The sequence below is a fragment of the Pseudomonas sp. FW305-7 genome (genome assembly GCF_058786735.1).
This window is the reverse complement of record NZ_JBYSZA010000015.1, coordinates 134,219-156,039: the sequence shown is the minus strand read 5'-3', so window position 1 is coordinate 156,039 and position 21,821 is coordinate 134,219. Positions and strand designations below refer to the sequence as shown.

Genomic DNA, 21,821 nt, shown 5'->3' with positions numbered 1-21,821 from the left:
AAAACCGTATAACTCATTGAATCTCAAGGAGTTTTCCGTTTCGACTGCGCCGGAAGTGGGGCGAATTATAGACCTCTAGAATTCGCCGTCAACCCCCAATTCCAACTTTATTCAGATTTCAGCGTAATGCGTGCAAAAGCCTTCTTGCCAGCCTGGCAAACGTGGGTCGCGCCCACTGCGTATATAAAGGAGCGATCAACCACCTCACCATCTATACGTACACCGCCAGCTGCCAGCAGATCACGAGCAGCTGCCGAGTTCTTCACCAGGCCTGCCTTATTAAGGACAGCGGCAATCGGCATATCCTCAGCAGAGGTCAGATCGATTTCCGGCAGATCATCCGGCAACTCACCTTCTTTCATGCGATTGCCCGCACCGCGGTGAGCATTCGCTGCTGCTTCTTCGCCATGAAAACGCGCAACGATCTCTTCAGCCAGCTTGATCTTGATGTCACGAGGATTGGCACCCGCCTCTACATCAGCACGGAACGCATTGATCTCATCCATCGAACGGAAGCTGAGCAATTCGAAGTAACGCCACATCAGCGCATCCGGAATCGAAACCAGCTTGCTATACATGACACCCGGAGCTTCCTGAATACCGACATAGTTGCCCAGCGACTTGGACATCTTCTTCACGCCATCCAGACCTTCAAGCAACGGCATGGTCAGAATGCACTGAGCCTCTTGACCATAACCACGCTGCAACTCACGACCCATCAGCAAATTGAACTTCTGATCGGTACCACCCAACTCGACATCCGCGCGCAGAGCAACCGAGTCATAACCCTGAACCAGCGGATAGAGGAACTCATGAATGGCAATCGGCTGATTGGTGGTGTAGCGCTTGTCGAAGTCATCACGCTCAAGCATACGAGCGACAGTGTATTGCGAAGTCAGGCGAATGAAGTCCGCCGGCCCCATCTGATCCATCCAGGTGGAGTTGAACGCAACTTCGGTTTTCGCCGGATCAAGAATCTTGAAAACCTGAGTCTTGTAGGTCTCTGCATTCTCGAGAACCTGCTCGCGAGTCAGTGGCGGACGAGTGGCGCTCTTGCCACTCGGGTCACCGATCATCCCGGTGAAGTCACCTATAAGGAAGATCACCTGATGCCCCAGCTCCTGGAACTGACGCAGCTTATTAATAAGCACGGTATGACCCAAGTGCAGATCCGGGGCGGTCGGATCGAAACCAGCCTTGATACGCAGCGGTTGGCCGCGCTTGAGCTTCTCGATCAGCTCGGACTCGACCAATAGTTCTTCCGCACCACGTTTAATCAGCGCTAGCTGCTCTTCAACCGACTTCATAACAGACCCGCAAGGCTCAGATTCAAAGGGAACCAACCATACAAGATCGTGCACCAATTACAAGTTTTGCCCGGCGCACGGACACCAATCCACAGACGCGACGTCTGTAGACTTGCTTCAGAGATGATTTGGTTATATTTTATACAGTTATTTCATCTTCATCATGTCATTCATCTTTTCCAATTCATCACTTTTCAAAAGTCAAAATTACTTATGACCACCGAACCGTCTAAAGCGCCACCGCTTTACCCGAAGACCCACCTACTCGCCGCAAGTGGAATCGCCGCCCTACTTAGCCTGGCGCTCCTGGTATTTCCTTCCAGCGATGTTGAAGCCAAAAAGACGACCCTTAGCCTTGAACTGGAAAGTCCTGCTGAACAACTGACACAAGATCAAGACGCTGCCGACGCGGCTCAAGCCACAAATGAGCCTGTAACCTCCCCGTTTGCACAGATAGAAAACAGCGACGAAACCACTTCGCAAACGGCTGAAGCCGCACCTGCGCCAGCACCCGTCGCCGAAAAACCAAAAGCCCCAGGTCATCGAGAAGTTGTTGTCGCGAAAGGCGATACGCTATCTACGCTGTTTGAAAAGGTAGGCTTGCCGGCCGCGGCCGTGCATGAAATTCTGGCCAGCGACAAGCAAGCCAAGCAGTTCAGCCAGCTCAAACACGGCCAGAAGCTCGAGTTTGAACTCACCCCCGAAGGCCAGCTGACCAGCCTGCACAGCAAGGTCAGTGATGTTGAAACCATCACCCTGACCAAGAATGACAAGGGTTATGCCTTTAATCGCGTTACTGCAAAGCCAACCGTTCGCACCGCTTACGTCCACGGCGTAATCAATAGCTCGCTGTCTCAGTCTGCTGCCCGCGCCGGCCTGTCACATAGCCTGACCATGGATATGGCCAGCGTATTCGGCTATGACGTCGACTTTGCTCAGGACATCCGTCAGGGCGACGAATTCGACGTGATTTACGAACAGAAAGTGGTCAACGGCAAGGCTGTCGGCAATGGCCCGATCCTCTCGGCGCGCTTCACCAACCGCGGCAAGACTTACACCGCCGTGCGTTACACCAACAAGCAAGGCAACAGCAGCTATTACACCGCCGATGGCAACAGCATGCGCAAGGCGTTCATCCGTACGCCGGTGGACTTTGCCCGTATAAGCTCCAAGTTCTCCATGGGCCGCAAACACCCGATCCTCAACAAGATCCGCGCTCACAAAGGCGTTGATTACGCAGCCCCACGCGGCACGCCAATCAAGGCTGCCGGTGACGGTAAAGTGCTGCTTGCCGGCCGCCGCGGCGGTTACGGCAACACGGTGATCATCCAGCACGGCAACACCTACCGCACGCTGTACGGCCACATGCAGGGCTTCGCCAAAGGCGTGAAAACCGGCGGCACCGTGAAGCAGGGGCAAGTGATCGGCTACATCGGCACTACCGGCCTGTCGACTGGCCCGCACTTGCACTACGAGTTCCAGGTTAACGGCGTGCACGTCGACCCACTGGGCCAGAAGCTGCCAATGGCCGATCCGATTGCCAAAGCCGAGCGTGCTCGCTTCCTCGCTCAGAGCCAGCCGCTGATGGCACGCATGGACCAAGAGAAGGCCACCATGCTGGCCTCGAGCAAGCGCTAAGCCATGGCCCTGTATATCGGCGTGATGTCCGGAACCAGCCTTGACGGTCTGGACATCGCCCTGATCGAACAGACCTCGGCGATCAAGCTGATCGCTACGCATTACATTCCCATGCCTGAATCGCTGCGCACCGAGCTCCTCGGCTTGTGCGCCAGCGGTCCCGACGAGATCGCCCGCTCGGCGATTGCTCAGCAGCACTGGGTGAAGCTTGCAGCCCAGGGCATTCACACCCTTCTCGATCAGCGGCAACTCAACCCTGAACACATCCGCGCAATCGGCAGCCACGGGCAGACAATCCGCCATGAGCCCGCTCGCGGTTTCACCGTACAGATTGGTAACCCTGCCCTGTTGACCGAGCTGACGGGCATTACCGTCGTCAGCGACTTCCGCAGCCGAGACGTCGCCGCCGGCGGCCAAGGCGCGCCTCTGGTGCCAGCCTTCCATGAAGCGTTGTTCGAAGAGCGTACCGGCAACCAGGCGGTCTTGAATGTCGGCGGTTTCAGCAATCTCAGCCTGATTGAGCCGACCAAGCCTGTAGCCGGTTTCGACTGCGGCCCTGGGAACGTTCTGATGGACGCCTGGATTCAGCAGCAACGCGGCGAAAACTACGATCGTAATGGGGACTGGGCGAAAACAGGTTCCGTTGAGCCGACATTACTGGAAGCGCTACTCAGCGATCCATTCTTCATCACCAAGGGCCCGAAAAGCACCGGACGAGAGGTGTTCAACCTACTCTGGCTGGAGCAACACCTTTCGCACCTGCCAGCCTTCCCCGCTGAAAACGTGCAAGCCACGCTACTCGATCTGACCGCTCTGACCATCGTCGAGTCGCTGCAAAGCGCCCAGTCGGATACGCAGGAGCTATTGGTCTGCGGCGGCGGCGCACACAACGCCACGCTAATGCAACGCTTGGCGGACTTGCTGCCGAATACAAAAATCGCCAGCACCGCCACCCACGGCGTAGATCCAGACTGGGTCGAAGCCATGGCCTTTGCCTGGCTGGCTCATTGCTGCCTCGAAGGCATAGCTGCCAATCGCCCAAGCGTCACCGGCGCCAAAGGCCTGCGCGTACTCGGCGCCATCTATCCCAACTGAGTCAAACGCCGACAACAAAAAACGCCGCAGAACCGTGAGGCTCTGCGGCGTTTTGTTGTGTGCAGCGAGTGCAATCAGATCGAGAACGAAGACCCGCAACCACACGTGGTGGTGGCGTTCGGATTCTTGATCACGAAGCGCGAACCTTCCAGACCTTCCTGGTAGTCCACTTCGGCACCCGCCAGGTATTGGAAACTCATCGGATCCACCACCAGACTCACGCCTTCGCGCTCGACAATGGTGTCGTCCTCGGCCACATCTTCATCGAAGGTGAAGCCGTATTGAAACCCCGAACAACCGCCGCCCGTAACGAATACGCGCAGCTTCAAGCGATCATTCCCCTCTTCATCGACCAGGCTCTTCACCTTGTGCGCGGCACCCTGGGTGAATTGCAAAGCCGTGGGGGTGAAGGATTCGACGCTCATGCTGACTATCTCCCGGCGTTACGCCGCCATAATGCGTGATGACGCGCATTATCCGCTTGTCCTAGAAAATCGGTCAACTATTGTTACGGTATATCAATAAAGCCGATCACCGGTTCAGAATGCAAAAAGGCCCGCTTAACGGGCCTTTTTGCTGTGCGCGATAAAGTGTTACGGCAGCATACCGGCATGGGACAGGCCGAAGCGCTCATCCAGGCCAAACAGAATGTTCATGTTCTGCACAGCCTGACCCGACGCGCCTTTGACAAGGTTATCGATCACCGACAACACCACCACCAGATCACCATCCTGCGGACGATGCACCGCGATACGGCAAACGTTGGCACCACGCACGCTGCGGGTTTCCGGATGGCTGCCAGCCGGCATCACGTCGACGAACGGTTCATTGGCATAGCGCTTTTCGAACAATGCCTGCAAATCCACCGAACGATCGACCACCGTCGCGTAAAGCGTCGAGTGGATACCACGAATCATTGGCGTCAGGTGCGGAACGAAGGTCAGACCAACGTCCTTGCCTGCTGCACGACGCAGGCCCTGACGAATTTCCGGCAGGTGACGGTGACCCTTTACCGCGTAAGCCTTCATGCTTTCCGACGTCTCGGAGTACAGCGAACCTACAGCCGCACCGCGACCGGCACCGCTGACACCGGATTTGCAGTCGGCGATCAGACGCGAGGCATCGGCCAGACCCGCCTCAAGCAACGGCAGGAAACCGAGCTGAGTAGCAGTCGGATAGCAGCCCGGAACAGCAATCAGGCGCGCTTTTTTGATCTGCTCGCGATTGACTTCAGGCAGACCGTAAACCGCCTCGTCCAGCAGCTCCGGCGCGCCGTGCGGCTGACCGTACCACTTGGCCCACTCTTCTGCATCCTGCAGACGGAAGTCGGCCGACAGGTCAATGACCTTGGTGCCCGCTGCCAGCAGTACACCCGCCAGTGCGTGAGCAACACCATGCGGCGTGGCGAAGAACACCACGTCGCAAGCGCCCAGAGTTTTGATGTCCGGCACGCTGAATGCCAGGCCGTCGTAATGACCGCGCAGGTTCGGGTACATGTCAGCCACGGCCAGACCGGCCTCGGATCGGGAAGTGATCACGACCACTTCTGCCTGCGGATGCTGTGCCAACAGACGCAGCAGTTCGACACCGGTGTAACCCGTGCCGCCGACGATACCGACCTTGACCATAAACCTGCCCTCAACGAACCCACTGGAAAGCCGTCGATAATAGGGGCCGCGCGCGCCTGCGACAACCGTCAAGGTGACGTGCGGACGCTCAAGCCTCTACTATCCGGGCTACCGTGAACCTGGGAATAACTAAAAATGCTCTATCTATGGATCAAAGCGTTTCATATCGTCAGCATCGTGTGCTGGTTTGCCGGCCTGTTCTATCTGCCGAGACTGTTCGTTTATCACGCGCAAAGTGAAGACACGATCAGCAAAGAACGCTTCAGCGTCATGGAGCGCAAGTTGTATCGCGGCATCATGGGGCCGGCGATGATCGCCACGTTGATCTTCGGCGGCTGGCTGATCTATCTCAACCCGAACATCTTCAGCATGGGCGGCTGGATCCACGCCAAGCTGACCCTTGTGGTGCTGCTGATCGGCTATCACCACATGTGCGGCGCGCAGGTAAAACGTTTTGCCCGTGGCGAGAACACCCGCAGCCATGTCTTTTATCGCTGGTTCAATGAAGTCCCGGTTCTGATATTGCTGGCTATCGTAATTCTGGTCGTGGTCAAGCCGTTCTAACTTCAACAAGTACAACTCTTTGGGGTGTTCATAATGTCGTTGCCCGCTTTGCTCGAACAACGTCTGCGTTTGCCGGTAGTGGCAGCGCCGATGTTCCTGATTTCCAACCCGGAACTGGTGCTGGCCTGTTGCCGAAACGGCGTGGTCGGCAGCTTTCCGGCACTGAATCAACGCGAAAGCAGCGGGTTCAAAGCCTGGCTGGAGCAGATCGAGGCGGGCCTAGCGACACTGGACAACCCGGCGCCATACGCAGTGAACCTGATTGTTCACAACAGCAACCCGCGCTTGCAGGCGGATTTGAACATCTGCGTCGAGCATAAAGTGCCGATCGTCATCACCAGCCTTGGCGCCGTCAAGGAACTGGTGGATGCGGTGCACAGCTATGGTGGCCTGGTCTTTCACGACGTCACCACGCGCCGGCATGCCGAGAAGGCTGCCGAGGCCGGTGTCGACGGTTTGATCGCGGTTGCGGCCGGCGCCGGGGGCCATGCTGGTACCTGGAGCCCGTTTGCGCTGATCGCCGAAATCCGCGAGTTCTTCGACAAGACGTTGCTGCTTGCAGGATGTCTGAACCATGGTCATGAGATTCTAGCTGCGCAGATGCTTGGTGCGGATTTGGCCTACTTCGGTACGCGCTTTATCGGCACCACCGAAAGTCATGCGCCTGACGCCTACAAGGGGATGCTGCTGACAGCCAAAGCGGCAGACATCATCCATACTCCAGCGGTGTCGGGAGTACCGGCCAGTTTCATGCGCCAAAGCCTGGAGGCGGCCGGTTTCGACTTGGCCGCACTGCAAGGCAAAGGTGAAGTGAATTTCGGTGACAAGCTCAAACCGATCAGCGACGAAGCCAAAGCCTGGAAGACCGTGTGGTCAGCCGGCCAGGGTGTGGGGCAGATCGATGATCTGCCAAGCGTCGATCAGTTGATCACGCGCCTCGACGCGGAATATCGTCAGGCCCAGGAACGTGCAGCACAGTTGCCGAAGCGCTGGCCGCGCTAAAAAATCAGGCCAGTCGCGAGCAGACTGGCCTTACACTGACGACCTTTGAATCTAATCGCGACAAGGATGCCTCGGCCATGAGCGACCCCCGTTACAAGATCGTTTTCGACGGTGCTCTACAGCCCGGCGTCGACATCACCACTGCCAAGCTCAATCTGGCAGACCTGTTCAAAAGCGACGTGGCCGCCATTGAGCGCCTGTTCAACGGCCGCACAGTGGCACTCAAACGCGATCTGTCCCATAGCGACGCGCAAGCCTATCTGCAAGCGCTGAGCAAAACCGGGATCGATGCACGCGTCGAAACTGAAACTGCCATCGAGCTGAATCTCTCGGACGTCCACGAGCACTCCCCTGCTCCTGCCTATGCAGAGCCTAGCTCGCCTTATGCACCTCCCCAGGCCAGCGTCGGTGAAAACCTTCCGGCATTCGCCATGCTCAAGCCGTTCAGCGTCGAAGGCCGGATAGGCCGCCTGCGCTTTCTGGCCTGGACCATGGTCGTAACGCTGGTGAGCCTGCCGATTCTCAGCATATTCGCGCTGATTGCCGTGGGACTTGTCAGTTCCGACTCCACCGGTGGCCTGATCATCGGCGGCATCGTCGCGGTCTTTTTAGGCTTGGCGCTGATCATCATCAGTATTCTGTTCACTGTTCAACGCCTGCACGATATCGGCTGGTCCGGCTGGCTGTGGTTGCTCAACCTCGTCCCGCTGGTCGGCAGCATTTTTCCTTTTGTGATCATGGTCGTACCAGGCAATACCGGCGCCAATCGCTACGGCCCACCACCGCCGCCCAATAGCACGGCGGTCAAAGTGCTGAGCGCACTGTGGATCGTGTTTATCGGGCTGTTTTTTGTGGGTGGAATGCTCGGAGGGATCTCGGCCATTCAGCAGGAGTACGAAACCAGCCTCGAAAGCAGCTACGACAGCGGCTCGGTGACCACCGATGAAATCGACGTAGAGGTCGAACCGGCAGCGAATTCCGCTGACGATGCAGCCGAAGCGGCGCAGCCCCCTGTAGACTCTGCGAAAGAATGAACAGCGCTCCCCGCCGTGACACCCGCGTCGCTGGCGCGGAGCTGTTGCGATGGAGAATTGCATGACCCGTTACGCTCTGATCACTGGCGCCTCCAGCGGCATTGGCCTGGCCATGGCCGAAGCCCTGGCTCGGCGCGGCCGCAGCTTGATTCTGGTGGCAAGACAGCGTGATCAGCTGGAAAGTATTGCAATCGAACTGACCCAACGCTTCGGCGTTGAGGTGTTGTTTCGTGCCTGCGACCTGGGCGAGCCGTTGCGCCTGTCCGGTTTCCTGCTGGAGCTGGAAGAAGGCGACCGGCAGATCGATCTGTTGGTGAACTGCGCCGGCATTGGCACCTGCGGCCCGTTTCTCGCTCAGGACTGGATGACCGAGCAGGACCTGATTGAAGTGAACATCCTCGCCCTCACCCGCCTGTGCCATGCCATCGGCAACAGCATGGCGCTGCAGGGTGGCGGCCAGATTCTCAACGTCGCCTCGGTAGCGGCGTTCAATCCTGGCCCGTGGATGAGCACCTATTACGCCAGCAAAGCCTACGTGCTGCACTTCTCCGAAGCACTGCGGGTCGAGCTCAAACAAAGCGCGGTAAAGGTATCGGTGCTCTGCCCCGGCCCTACCCGCACGGCTTTCTTTCGTACTGCACAACTGAACAGCGACAAACTCAAAGACAGCAAATTGCTGATGAGCCCGGAAGAAGTCGCGCTTTACACCGTGCGAGCATTGGAGAAGAACCGCGCGATCATCATTCCGGGACGACGCAATCGCTGGTTCGCCTTTCTACCGCGACTGGGTTCGCGCTGGCTCAATCGCACCATCGTTGGCATGGTCAACAAGGCCTACTGCCCGCGCTGAACCGTCCTACGGCAAAACAACTGGGCGGGTTCATTCCCCATGAGTAGACTCAGACTCGCCCACACAACGGAGAAAACAGCAGTGGATACTCTGTTCACCAAGATCATCAACCGGGAGATCCCGGCCAAGATCATTTACGAGGACGACCAGGTTCTGGCGTTCCACGACATCGCTCCACAGGCACCGGTGCATTTTCTGGTGATCCCGAAGAAACCGGTGCGCACCCTCAACGACCTCACCGAAGACGACAAGGCACTGGCCGGGCACATCCTGTTCACAGCGCAACGTCTGGCGCTGGAGCTGGGCTGTGAAGAAGGCTTCCGGGTGGTGATGAACTGCAATGAAAAAGGTGGGCAGACCGTCTACCACATTCATATGCATGTACTCGGTCAACGCCAGATGAACTGGCCGCCGGGCTAAACGTCACACGCACACTGTGGGAGTGAGCCTGCTCGCGAAGACGTCGGCACATTAAATTCATCAGCGCCTGACAATATGCCTTCGCGAGCAGGCTCGCTCCCACGAAAGCTTGACCGCGCATCAAATGACCCAGCGCAAACCTTCTCCGGCCGATTCAGTTAAACTGGCCGCCGAGATTCTTCCGGAGGTCAGCATGACTACCCAACGTCACTATTCGCCAATTGACCGTCTTCTGCTGCAAGCCGATGCCGCGATGCGTACTTTGTTGCCCTTCAGCGGTCAGCCGTACCGTCCGTCGCCGGCGATTCTGCAGCCGGAAACGCAAATGAGCGACGAAGACACTCGCCATGTTGCCGGCCTCATGCGCATCAACCATACCGGCGAAGTCTGTGCCCAGGCGCTGTATCAGGGGCAGGCGCTGACCGCCAAGCTGCCGCAGGTACGCGAAGCCATGGAGCACGCGGCCGAAGAGGAGATTGATCATCTGGTCTGGTGCGAACAGCGCATTCACCAGTTAGGCAGCCATACCAGCGTGTTGAATCCGCTGTTCTACGGCATGTCGTTCGGCATTGGCGCGGTTGCCGGGCTGATCAGCGACAAGGTCAGCCTCGGGTTTGTTGCGGCGACCGAGCATCAGGTGTGCAAGCATTTGAATGAGCATCTGGAGCAACTGCCGGCCGAGGATGAGAAGTCCCGGGCGATTCTTGAGCAGATGCGTATAGATGAAGAGCACCATGCGGAGAGTGCGCTGGAGGCTGGTGGCTTCCGGTTTCCGGCGCCGGTGAAATTCGGGATGAGTCTTTTGGCCAAGGTGATGACCAAAAGCACTTATCGGATCTGAGATCTGTTTGGGTGCTGAGGGCCTCATCGCGAGCAGGCTCACTCCTACAGGGTTCTTTGTTTGAGCAATAAAAAAGGCGACGGTCCTGAGACAGTCGCCTTTTTTTGTGCCTGAAACTCTTACGCTGGCATGTTGCGCGCGTAGAAAATCTCGAGCATTTCGTGTTTCACACGATCGGTCACCTGGGCACGTTGCTCAGGGGACAGGTTGCTGGTGGCATCGCCGAACAGGTAGTTGTCCAGTTCGAAGTTTTTCAGCAGCATTTTGGTGTGGAACAGGTTTTCCTGGTACACGTTCACGTCGGTCATCTGATACGCGTCGCGAGTGTCTTCGGACAGGTAGTTCTGGATCGAATTGATCTCGTGGTCGATGAAGTGCTTGTTACCCTCAACGTCACGGGTGAAGCCGCGCACACGGTAATCCACAGTCACGATGTCCGAATCGAACTGGTGAATGAGGAAGTTGAGCGCTTTAAGCGGTGAAATGACACCACAGGTCGACACATCGATGTCCACACGGAAAGTCGCGATGCCGGCGTCCGGATGGATTTCCGGGTAGGTATGCACCGTGATGTGGCTCTTGTCGAGGTGGGCCAGGATAATTTCGGGCAAAGGACCCGGCGATTCTTCGATCTGGCTTTCGGTCGGGGTTACCGGCTCTTCCGAGATCAGAATCGTGACGCTGGCACCCTGAGGCTCATAGTTCTGACTCGCAATGTTCAGAATGTTGGCACCAATGATTTCGACAACTTCCGTGAGAATCTGCGTCAGGCGTTCGGCGTTGTACTCTTGATTGATGTACTCGACGTAAGCCTGCTGGTCTTGCGGGGTCTCCGCGTAGCAGATGTCATAGATGTTGAAGCTCAAGGTCTTTGTCAGGTTATTGAACCCGTGGAGCTTGAGTTTGCTTTTCACCGTTAAAAACTCTCTATGTATGCGGCACGGCCGCGTGATCAAGCATGCCCGTCAAGTGCGAACAACGCACCTGCGTAGGACGGTTAACACCTCTTCGCGATGGCGATTTTGGTTATCTGTTCAGGCGGATGACCCGTCGGTTGACCGATCACTGCCCTGAAAAAAGTGGCGCATTATGCAGACGTCAGCGGGGGATCGCCAGAGTCTGCACTGCTTTTATGATAGTTGAATGTCGGCTCAACCGAGTTCGATGATTTCGTAGTCGTGGGTGATTGCCACACCTGCGGCGCCAAGCATGATCGAGGCCGAGCAATACTTTTCGGCGGATAGCTCGATGGCGCGTTTGACCTGAGCTTCTTTCAGGCCACGGCCCTTGACCACGAAGTGCATGTGAATCTTGGTGAACACCTTCGGATCTTCGGTTGCGCGCTCGGCTTCAAGGAAGGCTTCGCAGCTCTCAACAGCCTGACGGGACTTCTTCAGAATGCTGACCACGTCGAAGTTACTGCAGCCGCCGACGCCCAGCAGCAGCATCTCCATCGGGCGAACCCCCAGATTACGACCACCGGCGTCCGGCGGACCATCCATGACCACGACATGACCGCTGCCGGACTCGCCGAGGAACATGGCTTCGCCAGCCCATTGGATGCGTGCCTTCATCGCCAAGACTCCACTGTAGAAAAAAGGGTCGCCAGCTTAGCACAGCGCCCCGGTCTGACAGCCAGCGGCGATCCTAGGACGGATGCCTCTAGGACGTAGGTAATTTCTCGAATTTTCGACGAAGTGTCTGGTAAGCTGGCGCCAATTCGCTGGCGCCCATGCCAGCTGTGTAGCGACCGCCTTCAGCGCCTCATAAAAAAATCAAACATCACCGTGCAGTCTTTTCGGGATACAACCATGGTTGCTATTACCCCAACACCCAAAATCAAGAACCTCGACAAGCTGCTGATGCATTGCCAGCGTCGTCGCCATGCGGCCAAGAGCAACATTATTTGTGCTGGCGACCGTTCCGATACGCTGTACTTCATCATCAAGGGCTCGGTGACGATCCTGATCGAAGATGACGATGGCCGCGAGATGATCATCGCTTACCTCAACGCCGGAGATTTCTTCGGTGAACTGGGCCTGTTCGAACAGGCCGGCCAGGAGCAAGAACGCAGTGCCTGGGTGCGCGCCAAGGTCGAGTGCGAAATCGCCGAAATCAGCTACGCCAAGTTCCGCGAATTGTCCCAGCAGGATCCAGACATTCTTTACGTGCTGAGCGGACAAATCGCCCAACGCCTGCGCAACACCACGCGCAAGGTCGGCGATCTGGCATTCTTCGACGTCACCGGTCGTGTCGCCCGTTGCCTGCTGGAGTTGTGCAAGCAGCCGGACGCCATGACCCATCCGGACGGCATGCAGATCAAGGTGACCCGCCAGGAAATCGGACGGATTGTCGGCTGTTCGCGGGAGATGGTTGGTCGCGTGCTCAAAGATCTTGAGGAACGCAACCTGGTCGATGTGAAAGGCAAGACCATGGTGGTCTTCGGTACACGGTAAGCCGGTAAAAATCAGGCGCTGTACATCTGCGCCAGCATCAGACGAAACAACTCATCAAGACGCGCCAACGCCTGTGGCGCGTTGAATTTTTCGTGCAGGGCAATGTGGCTTTGCGCCCGCACCCGCTGCTCCAGGCCGCAAGCTTCGTTGAAGCGATTGACGGCCGCCACCATCGATTCACGCTCGTTATCCATCAGCATTGCACCGTGAACCAAGCCAACCGGACGTTGCCCGCCCTGACTCTGGCGCCAACGTTGAGCCGTGCCGACCATTTTGCGACCGTCGAGATTGACGTTGAAGCGACCATCGCAGAACGCACCGTCGATTTCACCCAACGACGAAACACCGCCCAACTCATCGAGTAACTGACAGATCGGATCGCACAGGCGTCGATAGCCGGTTTCGATCCGGTTCAGATCGCCTTCGCTGCGTGGCGGGGCGTAGACCAAGGCGATGTTGATGGTTGCGGTCGATTGCGGGACCGGTTCACCGCCGGTTTCACGCAACAGCACCGGCCAACCAGCAGCAGCGGAGACTTCGCAGGCGTGTTCGAATCCGGGCAGACGATTGAGGCGGCGCGGCATTACCAAGGCGCGGTCGCTGGGTTGCCAGAACAGCAGGCCGAACTCGGCGTCGCCGGCGCAGATCGAGGCCAGTAAATCCTGTTCGGCTTGCAGGCCGGCTTCGATGGTCAGGGGGGTGGGGATCATAAGGGTTCCGTAGGACGATGAGTCTGAGGTGAGTCTTATGCCGCCTTCGCGGGCAAGCCCGCTCCCACAGGGGACGCGGGCGCCTGAGAAGACTTGATCAGTCGAGGGTCGAACCGCTGACTACCGGACCACCGCGCTCCGGGAAGAACAACCGCTGCAGTTCGGTGCCCGGGTTTTCCGCGCGCATGAACGCCTCGCCCACCAGGAACGCGTAGACGTCGCTGATTTCCATCAGCTCGACATCGGCGCGGTTGAGGATGCCGCTCTCGGTAATGACCAGACGATCGCGTGGAATGCGCGGCAGCAGGTCGAGGGTGGTTTCCAGGCTGACGTCGAAGGTGTGCAGGTTGCGGTTGTTGATCCCAACCAACGGCGTGTCGAGGGTTTTCAACGCGCGCTCCAGTTCATCGCCGTCATGCACTTCCACCAGCACGTCGAGACCGACGCCTTTGGCGACGGATGCCAGCTCGGCCATTTTCACGTCATCCAGTGCGGAGACGATCAACAGCACGCAGTCGGCGCCGAGCGCACGGGCTTCGACGATCTGGTACGGGTCGATCATGAAGTCCTTGCGGATCACCGGCAACTTGCACGCCGCGCGCGCCTGTTGCAGGTAGATGTCGGCGCCCTGGAAGTAATCGATGTCGGTCAGCACCGACAGGCAGGTCGCCCCGCCCTTCTCGTAGCTTTTGGCGATGTCGGCCGGCACGAAGTTCTCGCGGATCACGCCTTTGCTCGGCGAGGCCTTTTTGATTTCGGCAATCACCGCAGGCTGCTTCTTCTTGGCTTGCGCCAGTAATGCCTGGGCAAAACCACGGGGTGCATCGGCCGCCTTGGCCAGACTTTCCAGCTCGCTCAGGCTGACGCGAGCGCTACGCTCGGCAACTTCCTGAACTTTGCGCGCCAGAATGTTTTCCAGAACCGTCGGTACACTCATCCCTCATTCTCCACTTTGAATACCGCGGTAAAGGCACCCAGCTCCTCGAGTTTTTCCCGAGCGAGCCCAGTGTGCAGAGCGTCGTGCGCAAGCTCCACGCCCTGTTTCAAACTGCTGGCCAGGTCAGCGGCATACAGCGCCGCACCGGCATTGAGCACAATCATTTCGGCGGCTTTCTGGCCGTTTTCGGTTTTGCGCTTGCCCAACGCGTCGCGAATCAGCGCCAGCGACGCTTCCGGGCCTTCGACCGACAGACCGTGCAGGCTCTGGCTCTTCATGCCCAAGTCTTCGGGTTCGACCCAATATTCAGTGATTTCGTTGTTTTTCAGCTCGGCGACAAAAGTCGGCGCAGCGAGGCTGAATTCGTCCAGGCCATCTTTCGAATGCACGACCAGTACGTGTTTGCTGCCCAAGCGCTGCAAGACTTCGGCCAGCGGCCGGCACAAGGCTTGAGTGAAAACGCCCACCACCTGATGTTTCACACCGGCCGGATTCGTAAGCGGGCCGAGCATGTTGAACAGCGTACGCAGACCGAGATCGCGGCGCGGGCCGGCGGCGTACTTCATGGCTTTGTGGTGCGTCTGGGCAAACATGAAACCGATGCCGACGTTGTCGATGCAACGGGCAACCTGCACCGGCGTCAGGTTCAGATAAATGCCGGCCGCCTCCAGCAGATCGGCACTGCCGCTTTTGCCCGAGACCGCGCGGTTGCCGTGTTTGGCCACGGTGCAACCGGCAGCGGCGACAACAAAGGAAGAAGCGGTCGACACGTTGAAGATGTTGGCACCGTCACCGCCGGTACCCACCACATCGACTACGCCGTCGAGGGTTTTCAGTTCAACCTGATCGGCCAGCTCGCGCATGACCGACACGGCGCCGACAATTTCGTCGATGCTCTCGCTCTTCATGCGCATGGCCATCATGAACGCGCCGATCTGCGCGTCGGTGCATTGGCCAGTCATGATTTCGCGCATCACGTCGCGCATTTCATCGGTGCTGAGGTCGAGGTGATCGACGATACGGCTCAGGGCTGTCTTGATATTCATGGGAAGTCCTTAGCGCGTGCCGCCGGTTTGTTTGAGGAAGTTGGCAAACAGTTCATGGCCCTGTTCGGTCAGGATCGACTCGGGGTGGAACTGTACGCCCTCAATGTTCAAGGTCTTGTGACGCAGGCCCATGATTTCGTCGACGCTGCCGTCATCGTGTTGTGTCCACGCGGTCAGCTCCAGGCAATCGGGCAACGTCTCGTGCTTGACGATCAGCGAGTGATAACGGGTAACGGTCAGCGGATGATTCAGGCCTTGGAAAACGCCCTTGTCCTCGTGGAATACCGGGCTAGTCTTACCGTGCATGACTTGGCGGGCACGTACTACGTCGCCACCGAAGGCCTGGCCGATGGACTGGTGGCCGAGGCAGACACCGAGGATCGGCAGTTTGCCGGCAAAGTGCTTGATGGCTTCGATGGAGATGCCGGCTTCGCTCGGCGTGCAAGGACCGGGGGAGACCACGATACGCTCGGGGTTGAGCGCTTCGATTTCGGCGATGGTCAGTTCGTCGTTGCGCACGACTTTGACTTTGGCACCCAGCTCGCCGAGGTATTGCACAACGTTGTAAGTAAAGGAGTCGTAGTTGTCGATCATCAGCAACATGGCGTTTCGAACCTCTTGAATTCTGACTTGAAGACAGCCTTCAGATGACCTGCCCGCAGAGCGCTGCACGATGTCGGACGCGCCAGTGGCGTCGGCAAAGCGGCATTTCAAACGGGCAAGGAAGGCAAAGCGATACAGATCCGGCGAGGCCGGCAGAAAAGATTCAGGCGCGCCAACGCCAGCGGGCGTGTGCCTTGATGACTTGATCCAGAAGTTTGCTGGTGATCAACACGGGGAAGGTCTCGTTCATACGTTCCGGCACAGTAACTTAGCTGGGCGGAGCGTGCAATATGGCCGGGCCTGCGGGAGATAAAACCGGGGGAGGATTCGCGACCGGTGGCAAAAGGCCGGAAGTTTTTGGTACTGTCGTTTCGTTCACCTACAACAATAAATAAACGGACTTGCTCATGATCAAACAGACGTTGTTTGTACCGCTGGCCGGATGCTTGCTCGCACTGGCCTGCGCCCAGGCGAATGCAGCGCCAAATCCCTATTCGAGTTTCATTGTCTTCGGCGACAGCCTCAACGATGCCGGGACCTTCACCGACACCGGCGGCCCGGCCGGTGCCACTCAGCGCTACACCAACCGTACCGGCCCGGTTTATCTGGACGGCAGCGGTGAACAGCGCTCGCTGAATGCCACCCAACTGCTCGGTGGCCGCCTCGGTTTCACCCCGGACCAGACAGCGTCTTCCAGTTCGGCTGTGCGCGCCAACGAAGGCCTGCCGGATGGCAACAACTGGGCAGTGGGCGGATATCGTACCGACCAGATTCTCGATTCGATCACCACTCAATCCGCGACCGGCGAACGCACCCGCGCAGGCTACTTGCCGTCGAACGGTTTGCGCGCCGATCCGAACGCGCTGTACTACATCTCCGGCGGCGGCAACGACTTCCTGCAAGGGCGGATTCTCAGCCTGCCCCAGGCCAACGCCGGTGCCGACCGATTGGCCGACAGTGTGCAAGCGCTGCAAACCGCCGGCGCCAAATACGTGATGGTCTGGCTGTTGCCTGACGTCGGCCTGACCCCGGCCATCAACGGCACCCCGTTGCAGGCGTTCAGCAGTCAGCTCGCCAGCCAGTTCAACAGTCAACTGGTGACCCGCCTGCAAGGCATCAACGCCGAAATCATTCCGTTGAACATTCCGGTGTTGTTGTCGGAAGTGTTCGCCGACCCGGGGCGCTTCGGCCTCGCCACCGATCAAAACCTGACCGCGACCTGCTTCAGCGGCAGCAGTTGCCCGGAAAACGCCCGTTACGGCATCAACAGTGCGACACCGGATCCGAGCAAGTTGATCTACAACGACGGCGTACACCCGACCGAAGCCGGACAGAAACTCATCTCCGATTACGCCTATTCACTGCTCGCCGCGCCGTGGGAACTGACACTGTTGCCGGAAATGGCCCACGCCACCGTGCGTGCGCATCAGGATGAGCTGCGCAGCCAATGGCAGGCAGACTGGGAGAACTGGCAAGCGGTCGGCCAATGGCGGGCGATTGTCTCCGCCGGCGGCCAACACTTGGATGTCGACAGCCAAAGCAGCGGCGCCAGCGCCGATGGCAGCGGTTACAACCTGAATGTCGGCGGCAGTTATCGCCTCAACGATGCTTGGCGCGTTGGCGTGGCAGCGGGCTTCTACCGGCAGAACCTGGAGGCCGGTCATAACGATTCGGACTACAAACTCAACAGCTATCTGGCTACAGCGTTTGCCCAATTCCAGCAAAACCGTTGGTGGGCTGACGCGGCATTGACCGGCGGCAAACTCGACTACGACAACCTCAAGCGCAAGTTCGACCTGGGCGCCAGCGAGGGTGCGGAAAAGGGTGATACCGACGGCCATCTGTGGGCCTTCAGCACCCGTGTCGGTTACGACATCGCTCAGCCGGGCAGCGAATGGCATCTGTCGCCGTTCGTCAGCGCCGATTACGCCAGCGTCGATGTCGATGGCTACTCGGAGAAGAGCAACCGCGCCACGGCGCTGACCTTCGATGACCAGGCTCGCGATTCGAAACGTTTGGGCGTCGGCATTCAGGGCAAGTACAACTTCACTCCGCAAACTCAGGTGTTTGGTGAGTACGCGCATGAGCGTGAGTACGAAGATGATGTGCAGAAGGTCAACATCGCGCTTAATACCTTGCCGGCGAATGACTTCAAGCTTGAGGGCTATACGCCGCAGAGCCACTTGAACCGTTTGAGTTTGGGCGTCAGCCACAAGCTCACGGCGGATCTGGCGCTGCGTGGCGGGTACACATTGCGCAAGGATGATGACTTTACCCAGCAGGGCGTGAATGTTGGGGTGGTATTGGATTTTTAAGCGGTAGATCAAAAGATCGCAGCCTACGGCGGCTCCTACAGGGGTTTGTTGCAGGCCATAAAAAAGCGGCGCCCTCACAGGCGCCGCTTTTTTTATGGATCATATTTTCCGGGATGGGCGACATTGACCTGTGGCGAGGGGATTTAGCGAAACGTCGCACCGCCCCGATCGGCGGCGCAGCAGTCGAAAACCCATTGCGCACGGTACACCTGAAGAATCCGTGTTGCAGCTTTCAGGGCCGCTTCGCGCCCCATCGGAGATAAATCCCCTCGCCACAAAGGCTCACGCCTACAGGGGGATGTGTGGTCAGTCCGGGGTTTGCTCGGCCAGGGCCACGGCGCGGAACATCGCGCGGCGTTTGTTCAGGGTTTCTTCCCATTCCAGCGCCGGCACCGAGTCGGCGACGATGCCGCCACCGGCCTGCACGTGCAGTTCGCCGTTCTTGATCACCGCGGTGCGGATCGCAATCGCAGTGTCCATGTTGCCGTTCCAGGCGAAGTAACCGACTGCACCGCCATACACGCCACGTTTGACCGGCTCCAGTTCGTCGATGATTTCCATCGCACGAATTTTCGGCGCGCCGGACAAGGTGCCCGCCGGCAGAATCGCCCGCAATGCGTCCATCGCCGTCAGCCCTTCTTTCAACTGGCCAGTGACGTTGGAAACAATGTGCATCACGTTGGAATAACGCTCGATGACCATTTTCTCGGTGAGTTTCACCGAACCGATTTCCGAGACGCGCCCGGTGTCGTTACGCCCCAGATCGATCAGCATCAAGTGCTCGGCAATCTCTTTGTCGTCCGACAGCAGGTCTTCTTCCAGCGCCAGATCCGCTTCTTCGGTGGCGCCACGCGGGCGCGTGCCGGCAATCGGGCGCACGGTGATCAGGTTGTCTTCGACCCGCACCAGCACTTCCGGCGAACTGCCGACGACATGGAAGTCACCGAAGTTGAAGAAATACATGTACGGCGTCGGGTTGAAACAACGCAGTGCGCGGTACAGATCGATCGGCGCAGCCTTGAAGTCAATCGACATGCGCTGCGACGGCACGACCTGCATGCAGTCACCGGCGAGGATGTATTCCTTGATGGTATCAACGGCTTTTTCGTAGTCGTCCTGGGTGAAACTGGAGCGGAACACCGGATCAGCCGCTTGCTGCTTGCTGAAATCCAGGCCACGGCGCGGAGTGATCGGCTGACGGAGCTTTTCCAGCAACGCCTGCAATTGCGCATGACCTTGTTCGAATGCATCCGCTTGCGCCGGGTCGGCCAGCACAATCGCGTGCATCTTGCCGGCGAGGTTGTCGAACACCACGACAGCGTCGGAGACCATCAGCAAAATGTCTGGCACGCCCAGCGGATCCGGGTTCGGGCATTTGCCCAGGCGCTTCTCGACATAACGCACGCAGTCGTAACCGAAGTAACCGACCAGGCCACCGTTGAAACGCGGCAGACCGGCGATGGTCGGCACGTTGTAGCGCGCCTTGAAGGTTTCGACGAAGGCCAACGGATCTTCAACGTCGTGGCTTTCGGTTTCGACGCCATCAACAGTGATGCTGACGTGATGGTCGTGAACCCGCAACACGGTGCGGCACGGCAGGCCGATGATCGAGTAACGGCCCCATTTCTCGCCGCCCTGCACCGATTCGAGCAGGTAGGAGTTGGGCTGGTCGGCCAGTTTCAGGTAGATCGACAGCGGCGTGTCGAAGTCGGCCAGGGTTTCGCAGGCCAGCGGGATGCGGTTGTAGCCGTCGGCGGCCAAGCGCAGGAATTCTTCGCGGATCATAAGGTGCCTCGTGGTGTGAGGGGCAAATCAGTCAGGTGTGCAAACGCGCCGGCAGGCCGGCCAGGAACAAGTCAGGCGCGCCAACGCCAGCGGGCCAGGGCCTTGATGACTTTCATCCAGAGTTTGCGGGTGACCACCACGATGGCGTTTCCAGAAGGGGATTGAGAAGCGTCGGGCAACGTTATCTCAGCGGCCGTACCGAGGCAACCGGGAATTAGCTTGCGCAGATCGTCGATCACCAGTGCCGGGGATTCCTCGGCAATCGGTCGGCCATGGTTGTAGCCGTAACTCAGTGCCACGCATTTGACCCCTGCCGCTTTCGCCGCCAGCACGTCGCTGCGCGAGTCGCCGACGAACAACGATTGCGAGGCCGGGATGTTGGCCATTTTCATCACGAAGAACAGCGCGGCCGGGTCAGGCTTCTTCTGCGGCAGCGTGTCACCGCCGATGATCCACTTGAAGTAGCGGCCGATCTTCATCTGATCCAGCAACGGCGCGACGAAGCGCTCCGGCTTGTTGGTGATCAGCGCCATGGCCACGCCCTGCTTGTGCAGCCACTTGAGGGTGTCGCGCACGCCGGGATAAACCACGGTCAGCTCATGGCTGGCGCCGTAAGCCTCCATGAAAACCTCGAGCGCGTGCTCCGCCTCGACGTCATCCACGGCGGAGTGATCGATGCCACCGGCCAGTGCGCGGCGCACCAGTACAGGCGCGCCGTTGCCAACCCACTCGCGCACCGCGTCGATGCCCGCAGGTTGGCGGCCGAGGGTGAGCAGCATGTTGTCCACCGCTGCCGCCAGGTCGGGAACCGAGTCGATCAGCGTGCCATCCAGATCGAACATCACCAACCGTGGCAGTTTGCCCGGGAACAGCTGCTCAAAACCGCTCATGGACGTGCCAGCGCCAGCTCGGAACGCATCTTGTCGATGACTTCCTGATAGTTCGGCGCGTTGAAGATCGCCGAGCCGGCCACGAACGTGTCGGCGCCAGCGGCGGCGATTTCACGGATGTTGTTGACGTTGACGCCGCCATCGATTTCCAGACGGATGTCACGGCCCGAGGCATCGATGATCGCCCGCGCTTCGCGCAGTTTGTCGAGGGTGCCGGGAATGAACTTCTGCCCGCCAAAGCCCGGGTTGACGCTCATCAGCAAGACCATGTCGACCTTGTCGATCACGTACTTGAGCACGTCCAGCGGGGTCGCCGGGTTGAACACCAGACCGGATTTGCAGCCGCCCTCACGGATCAGTTGCAGCGAGCGATCGACGTGCAGCGTGGCTTCCGGGTGGAAGGTGATGTAGGTCGCGCCGGCCTCGATGAAGTCGCCGACGATGCGGTCCACCGGGCTGACCATCAGGTGTGCGTCGATTGGCGCGGTGACGCCGTACTTGCGCAGTGCCGCGCAGACCATCGGACCAATGGTCAGGTTGGGCACGTAGTGGTTGTCCATGACATCGAAGTGAACGAAGTCGGCACCAGCGGCCAGAACATTGTCTACTTCCTCGCCGAGGCGGGCGAAGTCGGCGGAGAGAATCGACGGAGCAATTACGAAGGGCTGCATGACGCACCTTTTCTGAGCTAAATCACGAT

At 58.6% G+C, this 21,821-nt stretch carries 22 protein-coding genes; 10 read left to right on the top strand and 12 right to left on the bottom strand.

What is annotated here, in order from left to right:
* Window positions 1-107 precede the first annotated feature (107 nt).
* Entirely contained in the window at window positions 108-1,307 is a 1,200-nt protein-coding gene (gene tyrS / locus AC3WMT_RS18740) for a tyrosine--tRNA ligase (RefSeq protein WP_103304380.1), read from the bottom strand.
* 213 nt (window positions 1,308-1,520) lie between these two features.
* Here tyrS and AC3WMT_RS18735 point away from each other — a divergent pair, with 213 nt between their 5' ends.
* Both AC3WMT_RS18735 and AC3WMT_RS18730 read left to right on the top strand, forming a co-directional pair.
* On the top strand, window positions 1,521-2,945 hold the full coding sequence (locus AC3WMT_RS18735; RefSeq protein ID WP_103304381.1) for a peptidoglycan DD-metalloendopeptidase family protein: 1,425 nt from the start codon (window positions 1,521-1,523) through the stop codon (window positions 2,943-2,945).
* Between the two features lie 3 nt (window positions 2,946-2,948).
* Window positions 2,949-4,040, top strand: coding sequence for an anhydro-N-acetylmuramic acid kinase (locus AC3WMT_RS18730; protein WP_103304382.1), 1,092 nt, complete (start codon window positions 2,949-2,951; stop codon window positions 4,038-4,040).
* A 74-nt stretch (window positions 4,041-4,114) separates the two neighbouring features.
* Here AC3WMT_RS18730 and erpA read toward each other — a convergent pair whose 3' ends face one another.
* Together erpA and argC are read right to left on the bottom strand one after the other, a co-directional pair.
* Complete coding sequence (erpA, locus tag AC3WMT_RS18725) at window positions 4,115-4,465, bottom strand: iron-sulfur cluster insertion protein ErpA (RefSeq protein ID WP_003228776.1); 351 nt, start codon at window positions 4,463-4,465, stop codon at window positions 4,115-4,117.
* A 168-nt stretch (window positions 4,466-4,633) separates the two neighbouring features.
* A complete protein-coding gene (gene argC / locus AC3WMT_RS18720; protein WP_103304383.1) occupies window positions 4,634-5,668 on the bottom strand; it encodes an N-acetyl-gamma-glutamyl-phosphate reductase in 1,035 nt (344 codons plus the stop codon).
* 135 nt (window positions 5,669-5,803) lie between these two features.
* On the opposite strand from argC, the gene hemJ reads away from it, so the two are divergent.
* The 6 genes from hemJ (at window position 5,804) to coq7 (ending at window position 10,379) form a co-directional block, all read left to right on the top strand.
* Complete coding sequence (gene hemJ, locus AC3WMT_RS18715) at window positions 5,804-6,232, top strand: protoporphyrinogen oxidase HemJ (RefSeq protein ID WP_103304384.1); 429 nt, start codon at window positions 5,804-5,806, stop codon at window positions 6,230-6,232.
* A gap of 33 nt (window positions 6,233-6,265) precedes the next feature.
* Window positions 6,266-7,234: an NAD(P)H-dependent flavin oxidoreductase gene (locus tag AC3WMT_RS18710; RefSeq protein WP_103304385.1), complete on the top strand. Its 969-nt coding sequence runs from the start codon at window positions 6,266-6,268 to the stop codon at window positions 7,232-7,234.
* A 77-nt stretch (window positions 7,235-7,311) separates the two neighbouring features.
* Window positions 7,312-8,268: a DUF805 domain-containing protein gene (locus tag AC3WMT_RS18705; protein ID WP_103304386.1), complete on the top strand. Its 957-nt coding sequence runs from the start codon at window positions 7,312-7,314 to the stop codon at window positions 8,266-8,268.
* A 61-nt stretch (window positions 8,269-8,329) separates the two neighbouring features.
* The gene (locus tag AC3WMT_RS18700) at window positions 8,330-9,118 is read left to right on the top strand and encodes an SDR family NAD(P)-dependent oxidoreductase (RefSeq protein ID WP_025113537.1); all 789 of its coding nucleotides are present in this window, start codon (window positions 8,330-8,332) and stop codon (window positions 9,116-9,118) included.
* Window positions 9,119-9,199: 81 nt separating this feature from the next.
* Window positions 9,200-9,538, top strand: coding sequence for a histidine triad nucleotide-binding protein (locus tag AC3WMT_RS18695; protein WP_003228789.1), 339 nt, complete (start codon window positions 9,200-9,202; stop codon window positions 9,536-9,538).
* A 193-nt stretch (window positions 9,539-9,731) separates the two neighbouring features.
* The gene (coq7, locus tag AC3WMT_RS18690) at window positions 9,732-10,379 is read left to right on the top strand and encodes a 2-polyprenyl-3-methyl-6-methoxy-1,4-benzoquinone monooxygenase (protein ID WP_103304494.1); all 648 of its coding nucleotides are present in this window, start codon (window positions 9,732-9,734) and stop codon (window positions 10,377-10,379) included.
* A 119-nt stretch (window positions 10,380-10,498) separates the two neighbouring features.
* Here the strand turns inward: coq7 and speD are convergent, their stop codons facing one another.
* On the bottom strand, window positions 10,499-11,293 hold the full coding sequence (speD, locus tag AC3WMT_RS18685; protein ID WP_103304387.1) for an adenosylmethionine decarboxylase: 795 nt from the start codon (window positions 11,291-11,293) through the stop codon (window positions 10,499-10,501).
* 237 nt (window positions 11,294-11,530) lie between these two features.
* Complete coding sequence (locus AC3WMT_RS18680; protein WP_007941657.1) at window positions 11,531-11,953, bottom strand: OsmC family protein; 423 nt, start codon at window positions 11,951-11,953, stop codon at window positions 11,531-11,533.
* A gap of 237 nt (window positions 11,954-12,190) precedes the next feature.
* Between AC3WMT_RS18680 and crp the strand changes: the two genes are divergently transcribed.
* Window positions 12,191-12,835: a cAMP-activated global transcriptional regulator CRP gene (gene crp, locus AC3WMT_RS18675; RefSeq protein ID WP_103304388.1), complete on the top strand. Its 645-nt coding sequence runs from the start codon at window positions 12,191-12,193 to the stop codon at window positions 12,833-12,835.
* 11 nt (window positions 12,836-12,846) lie between these two features.
* Here crp and AC3WMT_RS18670 read toward each other — a convergent pair whose 3' ends face one another.
* The 4 genes from AC3WMT_RS18670 to AC3WMT_RS18655 all read right to left on the bottom strand — a co-directional run bounded on the left by AC3WMT_RS18670 (window position 12,847) and on the right by AC3WMT_RS18655 (window position 16,131).
* Window positions 12,847-13,545 (bottom strand): lipoate--protein ligase family protein, encoded by a 699-nt coding sequence (locus AC3WMT_RS18670; RefSeq protein WP_103304389.1) that lies wholly within the window; start codon window positions 13,543-13,545, stop codon window positions 12,847-12,849.
* A gap of 97 nt (window positions 13,546-13,642) precedes the next feature.
* Window positions 13,643-14,482 (bottom strand): indole-3-glycerol phosphate synthase TrpC, encoded by an 840-nt coding sequence (gene trpC, locus AC3WMT_RS18665; protein WP_103304390.1) that lies wholly within the window; start codon window positions 14,480-14,482, stop codon window positions 13,643-13,645.
* Window positions 14,479-15,528, bottom strand: coding sequence for an anthranilate phosphoribosyltransferase (trpD, locus tag AC3WMT_RS18660; RefSeq protein ID WP_103304391.1), 1,050 nt, complete (start codon window positions 15,526-15,528; stop codon window positions 14,479-14,481). Before trpD ends, trpC begins: the two co-directional genes overlap by 4 nt.
* Window positions 15,529-15,537: 9 nt before the next feature.
* A complete protein-coding gene (locus AC3WMT_RS18655) occupies window positions 15,538-16,131 on the bottom strand; it encodes an aminodeoxychorismate/anthranilate synthase component II (protein ID WP_103304392.1) in 594 nt (197 codons plus the stop codon).
* Between the two features lie 407 nt (window positions 16,132-16,538).
* Here AC3WMT_RS18655 and estP point away from each other — a divergent pair, with 407 nt between their 5' ends.
* Window positions 16,539-18,446 carry an esterase EstP gene (gene estP / locus AC3WMT_RS18650; protein WP_103304393.1) on the top strand — a complete coding sequence of 636 codons (1,908 nt, stop codon included), beginning with the start codon at window positions 16,539-16,541 and terminating at the stop codon, window positions 18,444-18,446.
* Between the two features lie 306 nt (window positions 18,447-18,752).
* On the opposite strand, the gene trpE is transcribed toward estP, so the two are convergent.
* The 3 genes from trpE to rpe form a co-directional block, all read right to left on the bottom strand.
* Window positions 18,753-20,231, bottom strand: a complete 1,479-nt coding sequence (gene trpE, locus AC3WMT_RS18645) for an anthranilate synthase component I (RefSeq protein WP_103304394.1) — start codon at window positions 20,229-20,231, stop codon at window positions 18,753-18,755.
* Window positions 20,232-20,302: 71 nt separating this feature from the next.
* Window positions 20,303-21,121, bottom strand: a complete 819-nt coding sequence (locus AC3WMT_RS18640) for a phosphoglycolate phosphatase (protein WP_103304395.1) — start codon at window positions 21,119-21,121, stop codon at window positions 20,303-20,305.
* A complete protein-coding gene (gene rpe / locus AC3WMT_RS18635; RefSeq protein WP_007918813.1) occupies window positions 21,118-21,792 on the bottom strand; it encodes a ribulose-phosphate 3-epimerase in 675 nt (224 codons plus the stop codon). Before rpe ends, AC3WMT_RS18640 begins: the two co-directional genes overlap by 4 nt.
* Between the last annotated feature and the right edge of the window lie 29 nt (window positions 21,793-21,821).